Source organism: Pacificoceanicola niger, assembly GCF_048553275.1.
GTDB lineage: Bacteria > Pseudomonadota > Alphaproteobacteria > Rhodobacterales > Rhodobacteraceae > Pacificoceanicola.
Genome location: NZ_JBLZMW010000002.1, coordinates 101,186 through 113,690, shown reverse-complemented (window position 1 = coordinate 113,690; position 12,505 = coordinate 101,186). Strand labels below are relative to the sequence as shown.

Here is a 12,505-nt window from a genome sequence, read left to right as displayed (position 1 = left end):
AACAGACGGGCACCCGCCAGTCAATTGTCCAGAATGATACTGATCCGGCGGTTCTGCTTGCCTTTGTTCTCGACCTTGCGGATCTGCACCGCGCCGATCTCTCCGGTTCTGGCAACATGGGTGCCACCGCAGGGTTGCAGATCGACCTGATCGCGCCCCTCTCCGATGCGGACCAGCCGCACGGCGCCGGAGCCGCGAGGCGGTTTGACAGATAGCGTCTTCACCAGTTCCGGATTTGCAGCGAGGTCAGCCTCGGTGATCCACTCCTCGCCAATCGGCAGATCCTTGTCCACCATGTCATTCAAAGCCCGCTCCAGCGCATCCTTGTCGCTCGGCGGCTCCGGCATCATGAAATCGAGCCGACCGCTGCCTGCCCCGATCTGTCCGCCAGTGACAGGCAGCGGCACCACTACGCTCAGCAGATGCAACGCCGTATGAACCCGCATGTGCCGGTGCCGCCGCTCCCAATCGAGCACCTGCACCACATGCGCGCCCTTTGGCGGCAGCGCGACCGGCTCTGCCGGTACGAGGATCGAACGCACGCCGTCATCCGCCTTGACCGCCGTGGCGATGGGCAAGCGTTTGCCGTCCCATTCAAGCCAGCCGCTGTCGCCCGGCTGACCGCCGCCCTTGGGATAGAACAGCGCAGGCTCGACGATGACGCCGCCCTCTTCGGTATGGCCCGTCACCCGTCCCGGCGCGTCGCGCAGATAAGGGTCTGTTCGGTACAGCAGCTCACTCATCGGTCACCCTCTCCTTCTCCGCCATTGCCGGGATCAAAGGCGGGCCCGGAGGCCGCGCGCCGTTTCTCCTTTTCGACGGGCACATAGTCGTCGTTCTCTGCGGCGTCCTGTTTCCGGGACACCAGCGCCTCCGGGTTGCGAATCCAGATGTCGCGCTGTGCGAAGGGGATCTCGATGCCCTCCTCAGCGAAACGCTCGACGATCTGGTGGTTCATCTCGGTCTTGACGCCAAGGCCCTCGTTGATGTCGCGCAGAATGGCCCGGATCTCGAAATCGAGGCTGTCGGCCCCGAACCCCTTGAACATCACATAAGGCTCAGGGTTCATCAGCACCATGTCGTGGCGCCGCACGATATCGAGCAGGATGCGCTCAACCTTGCGGGTGTCGTTGCCATACGCGACGCCGACCGGCACGATGATCCGGCCGATGACATTGCCGCGCGTGTAGTTGGTGACCTGCCCCGCGACAAGATCGGTGTTCGGCACAATCACGTCAAACCGGTCGAAGGTCTCGATCCGGGTTGAGCGCACGGAGATGTCCTTGACGATGCCGTGACGCCCGCTGACCTCGATCCAGTCGCCCTCGGAGATGGGCCGCTCGATCAGGAGGATAATCCCGGAGACGAAGTTCGAAACGATGTTCTGCAGGCCAAAACCGATACCGACCGACAACGCGCCAGCCACGATGGCAAGCGAACTGAGATCCAGCCCGCCAGCGGTCACGGCGATAATCGTGGCGAGGATGATACCGACATAGCCGACGCCGGAAACCACAGCATTGCGGGCGCCCTGATCGAGTTTTGTTTTCGGCAGAACCGTGCTGCGCAGCCCCCCCTGCAACAGGCGCGTCATCATCAGCAGCGCCACAAAGACCACGGCCACCATGAGAAAATCGCTGGGGGAAATCCGCGTATCGCCCATCTGGAACCCCTCGCGGAAGCGCGCCCAGATTTCAGTCAGATCGGCAACCCGCGCGCCCCAGATCAGCGCAAGAAATGGCATGGAAATCAGCACGAGCATGAACCCGGCCAGCACCGGGATCAGGCTGTCTGACTGTTCTCCGTCCTGACCGGTGATCAGTTCATAAAGATCGTCGATCACCCGCTGCAGCACCAGCACAAGGCCAATGACCCCAAGCGTTGCGATGAACGGATAGATCAGCATTTCGCCAACACGGTAATAGCCGATCGCGGCCAGCACCGGACCGACAACCCCCACCACCATCGCGGCCCGGCCCAGAAGCCTAGCAAAGCGCATCCGGAACGGACCTTCATCAGCATTCGCCTCGGACCCGCCGGCCAGGGCCGCCTGATTGCGCACGCGGCCAAGGCGGAACAGGAAGAACCCGGACAGCGCAAGCAGCGGGAAATCCAGCACCGCGGCGCTGGCTTCGGGAATGTTGTCGAATTCGATCATCGCCTGCACGATGGAACGCGCGACGAACGTCACCGACAGCAGGTTGGCATAGGTGCGCGCGCGGTAACGCACCGACTTGTCAAGCGGGATGGTGGCAATGGCGTCGTCGTCGTTGAAGCTCTGATCCGCCAGCCAGCGGATCGTCAGCATGATCAGGGCCCAGAGAGGCACTTGCTCAAGGATCACCGTCCAGCGTTGCCCCACCATGCCCGTGGCGAAAAGCGCCTGCGTCAGCGCGTAAATACCGATAAACGGCAGCACGACTTGCCCAAGGGACAGGACAAACCGCCAGACACCTGTGCCCCGCCGCGTGGCACCGCGCATGCGTTCCACCGCCGAATGGGCCCAGCCTTTGCCGCGCAACAACAGCATCCCGGCCGCGGCAATCAGCACAAGGATCAGCGGCAGGTTCTGCTGCGCCTCGACGCGCAATGCCGGCGAGCTGGCGTTTCGGCGCATCTCGGACCACGCGTCCTGAACCGCCCGCTTCAGGTAGCCCATGGCCTCGGTCCAGTTGGCCGGGTTCAGAGGCGATGGCCCGAGGCTCAGCAGCGCGTCGGTCTGGCGTTCGCGAATGATCGTGTCGATCTCGGAGATCACGCCATCGGCGCGAACAAACGCCTCCTCGGCGCGGCGACCCGGCGCGCTGAGCCGGGTGAGCTGTTCGTTGAGTTCGGCGCGGCGGGCGGCCAATTCCGGGTCTTCGCTCTCGCCTTCCGGTGGCACGGGACCAAGCGCCTCAATCTGCGCCTGCACACTGGCGACGCGCGGCGCGTTGGTGCTCTGTTCTGTCAGAAACGCATCCCGCCAACCTGCCAGATCCCTGCGCAGCGCTTCGAGTGCCGCATTCGATGCGCGGCCGTCCTCCACCGTGCTCTCCGCCCGCGTGGCGAGCGCCTCCCAGGAGGTGTAGTCGATGCCGCTGTCTTCCTGCGCCAGCACCACGGTGGCCAGAGTCAGAAACAGGGCTGCAAAGAGCCCTGTCAGTCTGTTTGTCATGGAGAGCATGGTCTTCACTGATCCTCGAATACACCCGGTATGCTGGCCGGTGACCGCGTCATCCAGGGCGGCGTCGGCAGCCCCTTTTCCTTCAGGAACTCAGGGTTGAAGAGCTTCGACTGATAGCGCGTGCCATAATCGCACAGGATCGTCACGATGGTATGCCCCGGCCCCATTTCCCTGGCCATGCGGATCGCGCCCGCCACGTTGATCCCGGAGGAGCCGCCAAGACACAAGCCCTCTGCGGACAGCAGGTCAAACACCACCGGCAGGGCCTCGCTGTCGGGGATGTTATAGCACATGTCCGGAGTGAACCCTTCGAGGTTGGCGGTGATCCGCCCCTGCCCGATGCCTTCCGTGATGCTGCCGCCCTCGGCCTTGTGCTCGCCGGTTGTGTAGTAGTTGTAGAGCGTCGCGCCGTCCGGATCGGCGAGGCCGACCTTCACGCCCTTAGGCTGCAGTGCCATGCCGACACCGGCCAGCGTCCCGCCCGATCCCACTGCGCAGATGAAACCGTCGACCTTGCCGTTCGTCTGCTCCCAGATTTCCGGGCCGGTGGTCTCGATATGCGCCTGACGGTTGGCGACATTGTCGAACTGGTTCGCCCAGATCACGCCCTCGTTCGTGGTGCGCGCCAGCTGTTCGGCCAGGCGGCCGGAATAGCGCACATAGTTGTTGGGATTGCGATAGGGCGCTGCGGGGACCTGCACCAATTCGGCTCCGGCCAGCCGCAGCATGTCCTTCTTTTCCTGGCTTTGCGTTTCTGGAATGACGATGACCGTCTTGAACCCCATGGACGCGCCGACAAGCGCCAGGCCAATGCCGGTGTTGCCCGCCGTGCCCTCGACAATGGTGCCGCCGGGCTTGAGCTGACCCTTCTCGATTGCATCCTTGATGATGTAAAGCGCCGCGCGGTCCTTCACGGATTGGCCGGGGTTCATGAACTCAGCCTTGCCGAGGATCTCGCAGCCGGTCTCGTCCGACGCCTTGTTCAGACGGATCAGGGGGGTGTTGCCAACGGCCTGAGCCAAATCCTTTGCGATCCGCATCGGGAGTCCTTTCCTGCACAAACGTCCCCATGGTGTAGGGCCGGTGCCGGTGGAACTCAAGACCGCTCAACCTGCCTTGCGCAGCCCCTCGCGTTTTGCCGCCAGCCAAAACAGCATCATGGCAAGCGGAACCGCGTTGATCTCGCCGGTTTCGGTCAGCGCCATGGCCTGATCAAAGCCGATCACATGATTGCGAATGTCTTCATTTTCATGGTCGAGGCCGCCCTGCCCCTGCGCCGCCCGCTCCGACAGATCGGTCAGACCAAGGAACATATGAAAGAACTCCGTCGAGTAGCCGGGGCTGGCATAGCCTTTCATCATCGGCAGCATCTGCTCGATCCGCAGACCCGCTTCCTCGACCGCCTCGCGCCGCGCCGTCTCCAGGGGCGGCTCACCCGCATCGACCAGCCCCGCGATCGGCTCCAGCACCCAGGGCGCGGGATCTCCGCGCTGGATCGGGCCATAGCGCAGCTGTTCGATCAACATGACCGTATCGCTCACCGGATCGTAGGGCAGCACCAGCGCTGCGTCGAAGGCGACAAAGCTCTCCCTCTGGATGACGCCGCTCGGCGCACCGTCGAACCGCTTGTGGCGCAGATCGAAGGCCTTGATCCGGAAAAACCCGTCGTATCCCGGACGCTCGCGCAGGATATCGACATCATCGAGCGTCATCCGGTTGCGCAGAGTCTGCGGCGCAGCCACCCGCGCTATCTGCCGGGCCCAGGCGCGCGCGCGAAAGAACGGCAGCAAGGTCTGGATCGTGGCGGCGTCCTGCGTGCCATAGCGTTCCATGACCTCGGAGGCCGCAAGCACCGTCATCTCGCCCCACTGCGCGGTCCAGTTCTCCAGCGACCACAGCGGGCCAGTCTGCCACACGCCGGTGCGTGGCAGATAGACCTGCGCCGGGGCCTCGCCCGTATCGGTTCTGACGGTCACCTCGATCAGGTCAAAAGCAAAGCCGCCTTCGTAGAAGTCCAGCCGCGCCACATCCTCGGCCGACAGCCCCTGCAACAAAACGCCCCGGGCCGTCTCGCCCGGTGTCGGGACAATCAGGGGAAACGGCTGGTCCCTGGCGCTGTGCACCGCATAGCCCGGCAGGACAGCGGCCTGCAACTCGGGCACATCCCGCCCCAGCACAAGCGCCAGAAGTGGCACATGCCGCAGCGTGCCATAGAAAAACAGATCAGCCAGGGATTATCTCCAACGTCCGGCGGCGACTTCCGAAAAATAGCCCGTGACCAACGCCCCGCACAGCAGCGCCAGCAAGACCTTGGGATCAAGCAGCATCGCACCAAAATCAACCATGATCTGGAAGACCGCCACGAAGGCTTCGACCGGCCCGTCGTAATGGTGCTGCATGGCCTTTTTGACCATTTCGTTCACGGCCTGGATGAACAGGCCCCAGAATACCAGGGAGACAACCCCGGTTATGCCATTGCCCACCGCCGCCGCCTGCCCGCGACCGGCCCGGTTGCCGACGACGATCCAGCCAACCACCAACCCCAGGCCGGCGTTGATGAAACTGAAGGACCCGAAGGCGGTGGAGGCAGGCATCAGGGTCTTGATCAGCTCCGAGACGCCAAACCCAAGCGCCGCAAGGCACAGGGCGGCAACGAGTTTGGCAGCGGTGGGCATGTTTGTCAGCTCGGCCTGGTTACTGTTATCTGCGTTACATCACAGTTACCGAAGTGGAAGGTCGCCGCGCAAGCCGCTAGATAGAAATTCCACATTCTTTGAAAGCGTGTGTCGAATCCATGTCGCGCTATTTCCGGCCAGCGGGCGTTGAAGTCCCTGTGCCAGCGGCGCAGCGTGATCGAATAGCTCTCGCCAAACTCCCGGCTGCCTTCGTCTTTCAGGCCCGCCTTGCGGATTTCTTCGCGCAGGACAACGGGACTCGGCAACATGCCGCCCGGGAAGATGTACTTCTGAATGAAGTCAACGCCCCGGCGATAGACGTCCCAGCGCTTGTGTTGGACGGTGATGATCTGCAACGCCGCTGACCGCCCCGGTTTCAGGCAGCGTTTGAGCGTGTTGAAGTAGACCGGCCAGTATTTCTCGCCCACCGCCTCGAACATCTCGATGCTGGCGATGCCATCATACAGGCCGGTTTCGTCGCGGTAGTCCTGCAGCTTGAAGGTGACGCGATCGCTCAGACCCGCCTTCTCGATGCGCGCGCTGGCATAGTCGAACTGCTCGCGGCTGATGGTCAGGCAGGTTACGCGCAGCCCGCGTTCCTGCGCGGCATATTCCGCAAACCCGCCCCAGCCACAGCCGATCTCCAGCACATGATCGCCCGGCTGCACATTCATACGGTCGATCAGCGCCGCATATTTGGCGATCTGCGCCTCTTCCATGGTTTCCTCGCCGGTCTCGAAGAGCGCCGAGCTGTAAGTCATCGTGTCGTCGAGCCAGAGACCGTAGAAGTCGTTCCCAAGATCATAGTGATGCGCGATGTTCTTCTTCGAGCCGCGCTTCGAGTTGCGCTGCAGCCAGAAGCGCAGCTTTTCATAGGCGCGGACAAGCCCCATGCCCGGAAAGCCGTCATACAGCTCGTCATTGTCTGCATGAACCAGATCGAGAAACGCCATCAGGTCCGGCGAGGACCACCACTCGTCCACATAGGCCTCGCAAAAACCAAGATCGCCCTCGCGGATCAGCCGGCCAAAAATGTCCGGATTGTGGATATGCAGTTCGGCCTCTGGCCCCGGCGTCTTGCCGGTGGCCCGAAAGACACGGCCATCGGGCATCACGAAATCGAGCCGCCCCTTGTTCATCTCCGACGCGGCCTTGAACACCTGTGCGAAGTAGCGCGGCAGATCACCCTGCCCCTCCGTACTCGTCAGGACCTCAAGGAATTGGCTTTCGTCTATATGCTTCATGGTCTCGCCCTCCCCAACAGGCAGTGTAACAGGTTTTTTTCGCTCCGGGGTGCGGGGCGGTCTGGTTTGGTCCGGTCTTCAGAAGTCCCGGTTCTTGTAGGCCTCAAGCGCAGCATCGCGCCCCGCTTCAAGGCTGACAATCGGCTTTGGATAGGAATCGTCCGAAGACAGCGGCCAAGTTTGCGGGATCGCATCGAAGAAACTGAGCGCGGTGTCGCTCGGCCGGGCATGGCCCTCGGCAATCCAGCGCCCCAGATAGGTTTCCTCGGGATCGAATTTCCTGGCCTGGGTATTCGGGTTGAACACACGGAAATAGGGAGTCGCATCCGGACCGCAGCCCGCCACCCACTGCCAGCCCATCGCATTCGACGCCGGATCCCAGTCGATCAGGCAGTCCTCGAACCACCGCATCCCGATCTTCCAGTGACACATCAGATGTTTGGTCAGATACGATCCAACGATCATCCGAACCCGGTTGTGCATCCGTCCGGTCACATAAAGCTCGCGCATGCCCGCATCGACAAAGGGAATGCCGGTGCGCCCCTGCTTCCACGCTTTCACTTCGGCGCGGCGTTCGTCCTCGTTCCACGGGAACGCCTGCCATTCCTCGCGCCAGTTGTCCTCCAGCAGGCGCGGCGTGTGCCACATCAGGTGGTAGGCGAACTCGCGCCAGACCAGTTCCTTGAGGAAGGTCTCCGCGCCGGCCTTGCCGGCCGCCATCGCGCGCTTGCCCGCGGCCCAGCAAGTCGCCGGGCTGATCTCTCCCAGTGACAGGTTTTCGCTCAGGCAGGAGGTGCCATCCTCCGCCGGAAGATCCCGCTGTTTGTCATAGTCAGCCACCTTCGACGCCATGAACGCGCCAAGCCTGCTGTGCGCCGCCTGCTCTCCAAGCTGGACATAGGGACGGACCACCGCCGCCCCGCGCCGCATCGCATCCCCCAGCGCCCAATCGTCCAGCGCGTCGCTCTCCGGCCAGTGTTCGGGAGCGGTGAGCGCACCTGGCGCAGGCAGCGGCTCGGAAACGTCATGGGTGCTCGCTTCGCGCCAGAACGGCGTATAGACCTTGTAGAAACCGCCCTGCTTGGTCTCGACCGTCCAGGGTTCGAAGAGCAGATGCCCGGCAAAACTCTGCACATCGAGACCGCGCGCCTTCAGCGCCGATTTCACCCGTGTGTCGCGCTCGACACTGCCGGGGTCATAGGCCCGCATCCAATAAACCGCCCCCGCTCCGGTCTCTTCGATCAGCCGCTCCAGCACCTCGCGCGCGGGACCGGCCCGCAGGACCAGCCGCGATCCCTTTTCTTCCAGCGCCCGCGCATAGCACTCCAGCCCAAGGCCCAGCCGCCATTTCGGCGCGGCGCCAAGATCGTCAACGAGGCTGTCACGGATGAACACCGGGATCACGGCACGCCCGGTCTGCGCCGCCGCATGCAGAGCCGCATGATCGCTGAGCCGCAGGTCACGCCTGATCCAGACGAGAATGGGGGTGGTGTCCGACAAGCCTGCCTCCGAGAGTCGTTTTTTCCCAACGCCGCTCGCAGCCTGTTGGTTTCAAAGGATACGTAGAGCATTTCCGCCCGGATCAAAGTTTGTTGACACAGGGACATGCACCGCGTGCCGCAACGCCCCAAAAGCAAAAGGCCCCGGACATGCGCCGGGGCCTTTCGTGTCATGATTTGGGACGGCTCAGAGCGCCTTGCGCTCCGACTGCAGACCCTTCCAGATCGCCCAGCACATCACAAGCAGCACCACGGTGAACGGCAGACCCGTGGAAATCACCATGGATTGAAGCGATTGCAGGCCGCCCGCCGAGAGAAGCAACACGATGGCCACGGCCCCTTCGAAGATGCACCAGAACACCCGCTGCGGCACCGGCGCATCGACCTTGCCGCCTGCGGTGATCGTGTCGATCACAAGGCTGCCGGAGTCGGAGGAGGTGACGAAGAAGACGATCACGAGGATGATCCCGATAAAGGAGGTGATCGCCGCCAGCGGCATGAAGTCCAGCATCTTGAACAGCTTGAGTTCAAGCGGCGCATCCTGCGCGGCCGCGTAGCCGTCCTGGATCACCTGCTGGATCGCGACGCCGCCAAAAACCGACATCCACAGCACACAAACGAGCGACGGGATCAGCAACACGCAGATCACGAATTCCCGCACGGTGCGGCCCCGGCTGACGCGGGCGATGAACATGCCGACGAAGGGTGACCAGCTGATCCACCACGCCCAGTAGAAGGAGGTCCAGCCCTGCGAGAAGTTGACGTCTTCGCGCCCGATCGGGTTCGACAACGCCGGCAGGTACTGCAGGTAGGCGCCGAGATAGTCGACAAAACCCGTCAGAATGGCCAGCGTCGGTCCGACAAAGAGCACAAAGAGCAACAGCAGCGCCGCCAACCCCATGTTGATCTCCGAGAGCACCTTCACGCCGCCATCGAGACCCCGGATCACCGAAATCAGCGCAACCGCAGTGATGGCCGTGATCAGGACGACTTCCGTGGTTTCGCCAACCGGAATGCCAAAGAGCTCGTTGAGACCGGCATTCGCCTGTGTCGCGCCAAAGCCGAGCGAGGTGGCAAGACCGAAGAGCGTGGCAAAGACCGCCAGCACGTCGATGATATGCCCCGGCCAACCCCAGACACGATCCCCGAGGATCGGATAAAAAGCGCTGCGGATGGTCAGCGGCAGGCCCTTGTTATAGCTGAACAACGCCAGCGCCAACGCCACCACCGCATAGATCGCCCAAGGGTGCAGACCCCAGTGAAAGATCGTCGCAGCAAAGGCCAGACGCGTGGCTTCGTGCTCGTCCCCGGCCGCGCCGCCAAGCGGCGCCCAGTCGGTGCGCACACCGTCCTCGCCCATGGCAACGCCACCGAGTGAGCTGGAGAAGTGGCTCATCGGCTCCGACACGCCATAGAACATGAGACCAATTCCCATGCCCGCGGCAAACAGCATCGCGAACCAGCCGATGTAGGTGTAATCCGGCGTCGCATCCGCCCCGCCAAGCCGAACGCTACCCACCGGCAGCACGATCAGCAAAAGGCAGAAGATGACAAAGATGTTCGCCGACCCGATGAAGAACCAGTCGAAGCCCTTCGTCACCGCGCTGAACAGCCAGCTGAACACGGAACCCGCCTGTTCCGGCAGCGCGAGCGTGTAGAACACGAAGGCGATGATGGCGAGTCCGGAGATCAGGAACACCGGGTTGTGGATGTCGAGCTGGAACGGCCCGACCTTGGTTTCGATATTGTCCTGACCGATGTTGTAATCGGTGTCGATAATATCAGAGTTACCCTCCGGTTCGGGTATCCCCTGATTGTCTGTTGTATCGGCCATGTGCGGCCCCCCTCTATCCTGTTCGCATTTTTTGGATGGGTTTCGGCGGCGCTCAGCGCACGATCATCACCGAAACCTTCGCATGCCCGGCCAGAGTCCCTCCGTTCGATGGCCAGATGTAGTCCGTCACGTTTGGAATATGGCTGGCCATCACGACCAGGTCGGCCTTGGTCTCGCCGATCGCCTTGATCAGAGTGGGATCAAGATCAACGGACGGGTCGTGGCTGGTCATCGCGTGGGCCTCGGTCGCGACGCCGTTTGTGGCGCCTTGCTCTTTGGCGAACGTCTCCAGCTTGCTGCGGAATTCTTCCGGCGTATGCGCGATACTGCTTGGCGTTGCCGCCGAAACGCCCACATAGACCACAGTCGCCCCGTAGTGTCCCGCCATGTCGGCGGCGACGCCAAGGGCTTTTTCGAGCCGGTCGGCATGTGCCAGATCCACCGGCACCATGATGCGTTTGAACACGTTGGTCCCCCTTTCGATTGGTCACCGGACAAAACCTAAGTCTTGTCATTGGGCAGCGGCAGGCGCTCCCCTGTGTCCGGATTTCGGGAATGAACCGGCTATCCTCGCCGACCCATTCAACAAAGCGTAGCGCTTCGTTAATCGCTGAAGCCCAGTGCCGCGGCACCTCAGGCTTCAAAAGCGACATTACACGGACCTAGAGGAAAGACCAAGGCGATCAAGAACAAAGGATGGCTCAGACGCTCTGGCCGATCCAGCGCAGGAGCAGGACCAGGGAGGTGAACGTGATCAACGCGCTCAACCCCGCCGCGCCCCAGCGCCATGCCCCACCCTCGCCGCGCAACGCGATAGACAGAACCGCACGGCTGACCAATGCCGAGACCAGGACGGAGAACGAGAAAAAGACAAGGATACCGCCCGCCGCCAGTCCCGGAGCGATCTGTGGCAGGATCACGATCAGCACCAGCCAAAGCGGCATCAGTACCAACTGAATACCCACATGCCCGCCCCAAAAGGTCTCGCCAAGGGCAAGTTTCGCGCCGAAGAGGCGCGAAAACCAGTCTGGACGGAACATCGCGGCGCGGTCCGCCGCGATGCGCTCCAACTCGTCGGGCGTCGGATCAGGCATTGACGTCCACGACGACGCGCCCGCGCACCTTCCCCTTGAGGATGTCGCTGCCCAGCTGCGGCAGATCGGCCAGCGTGGCGGGCTGCACCATGGCCTCCAGCTTGTCCATCGGCAGATCGGACGCGATGCGCTGCCACGCCCGGACACGATTGTCATAGGGCTGCATCACGCTGTCGATGCCAAGAAGGTTGACCCCGCGCAGGATGAAGGGCGTGATCAGAGCGCCCTCGATGGCCGCGCCCCCGGCCAGCCCGATGGCCGCGACGGAGGAGCCATACTTCATTTGTTTGAGCACACGCCCCAGCATGGCCCCCGCTACCGCATCAACGCAGCCCGCCCAGCGCTCGCCCTCCAGCGGTTTGCGCGTGACCTCGGTCAGCTCGTCGCGGGCGACGATCTCCGTGGCGCCGAGGCCCTTGAGATAGTCCGCCTGATCGGCGCGCCCGGTCACCGCCGCGACCTCGAAACCAAGGTTGGCTAGGATCGCAACCGCGACAGAGCCGACACCTCCCGCCGCGCCCGTTACCAGAACCGGACCATCGCCCGGTTTCATACCATGATCCTGCAGCGCCATCACCGCCAGCATCGCAGTAAACCCGGCGGTGCCCACGGCCATCGCGGCCCGCGCGTCCAGCCCCTCGGGCAGCGGCACCAGCCAATCGGCCTTGACCCGCGCCTTCTGGGAATAGCCGCCCCAATGCGCCTCGCCGACGCGCCAGCCGGTGAGCACCACCTTGTCACCAGGTTTGTACCGATCGTCCGTCGAGGCCTCGACCGTCCCGGCGAAATCAATCCCCGGCACATGCGGGTAATTGCGGACAAGCCCGCCCCCCGGACCGATGCACAGGCCGTCCTTGTAGTTCACAGTGGAGTACTCCACCGCGACGGTCACCTCCCCCTCGGGCAGGCGGTCTTCACCGATCTGCTGCACGCTGGCCTCGGTCTTGCCGTCTTCGGTCTTCTCAACGATCAATGCCTTGAACATGTCGCCTC

At 63.0% G+C, this 12,505-nt stretch carries 11 protein-coding genes; all 11 read right to left on the bottom strand.

What is annotated here, in order from left to right; genetic code table 11:
• Positions 1-20: 20 nt before the first annotated feature.
• Positions 21-743 carry an alanyl-tRNA editing protein gene (locus ACN2XU_RS03150; RefSeq protein ID WP_419408946.1) on the bottom strand — a complete coding sequence of 241 codons (723 nt, stop codon included), beginning with the start codon at positions 741-743 and terminating at the stop codon, positions 21-23.
• Complete coding sequence (locus ACN2XU_RS03145; RefSeq protein WP_419408945.1) at positions 740-3,157, bottom strand: DUF3772 domain-containing protein; 2,418 nt, start codon at positions 3,155-3,157, stop codon at positions 740-742. Before ACN2XU_RS03145 ends, ACN2XU_RS03150 begins: the two co-directional genes overlap by 4 nt.
• A 14-nt stretch (positions 3,158-3,171) precedes the next feature.
• Positions 3,172-4,206, bottom strand: coding sequence for a cysteine synthase A (locus ACN2XU_RS03140; RefSeq protein WP_419408944.1), 1,035 nt, complete (start codon positions 4,204-4,206; stop codon positions 3,172-3,174).
• A 66-nt stretch (positions 4,207-4,272) separates the two neighbouring features.
• Positions 4,273-5,388 carry a gamma-glutamylcyclotransferase gene (locus tag ACN2XU_RS03135; protein ID WP_419409266.1) on the bottom strand — a complete coding sequence of 372 codons (1,116 nt, stop codon included), beginning with the start codon at positions 5,386-5,388 and terminating at the stop codon, positions 4,273-4,275.
• Positions 5,389-5,400: 12 nt separating this feature from the next.
• Complete coding sequence (locus tag ACN2XU_RS03130) at positions 5,401-5,841, bottom strand: TrgA family protein (protein ID WP_419408943.1); 441 nt, start codon at positions 5,839-5,841, stop codon at positions 5,401-5,403.
• 5 nt (positions 5,842-5,846) lie between these two features.
• A complete protein-coding gene (locus ACN2XU_RS03125; RefSeq protein WP_419408942.1) occupies positions 5,847-7,085 on the bottom strand; it encodes a class I SAM-dependent methyltransferase in 1,239 nt (412 codons plus the stop codon).
• 78 nt (positions 7,086-7,163) lie between these two features.
• Positions 7,164-8,585 (bottom strand): cryptochrome/photolyase family protein, encoded by a 1,422-nt coding sequence (locus ACN2XU_RS03120; RefSeq protein WP_419408941.1) that lies wholly within the window; start codon positions 8,583-8,585, stop codon positions 7,164-7,166.
• A 186-nt stretch (positions 8,586-8,771) separates the two neighbouring features.
• Positions 8,772-10,418: a BCCT family transporter gene (locus ACN2XU_RS03115; RefSeq protein ID WP_419408940.1), complete on the bottom strand. Its 1,647-nt coding sequence runs from the start codon at positions 10,416-10,418 to the stop codon at positions 8,772-8,774.
• 52 nt (positions 10,419-10,470) lie between these two features.
• Positions 10,471-10,884, bottom strand: a complete 414-nt coding sequence (locus ACN2XU_RS03110) for a universal stress protein (RefSeq protein ID WP_419408939.1) — start codon at positions 10,882-10,884, stop codon at positions 10,471-10,473.
• Between the two features lie 235 nt (positions 10,885-11,119).
• Positions 11,120-11,512 carry a hypothetical protein gene (locus tag ACN2XU_RS03105; RefSeq protein WP_419408938.1) on the bottom strand — a complete coding sequence of 131 codons (393 nt, stop codon included), beginning with the start codon at positions 11,510-11,512 and terminating at the stop codon, positions 11,120-11,122.
• Positions 11,505-12,497 carry an MDR family oxidoreductase gene (locus ACN2XU_RS03100; protein ID WP_419408937.1) on the bottom strand — a complete coding sequence of 331 codons (993 nt, stop codon included), beginning with the start codon at positions 12,495-12,497 and terminating at the stop codon, positions 11,505-11,507. The genes ACN2XU_RS03105 and ACN2XU_RS03100 overlap by 8 nt, the downstream gene beginning before the upstream one ends.
• Positions 12,498-12,505: the final 8 nt, after the last annotated feature.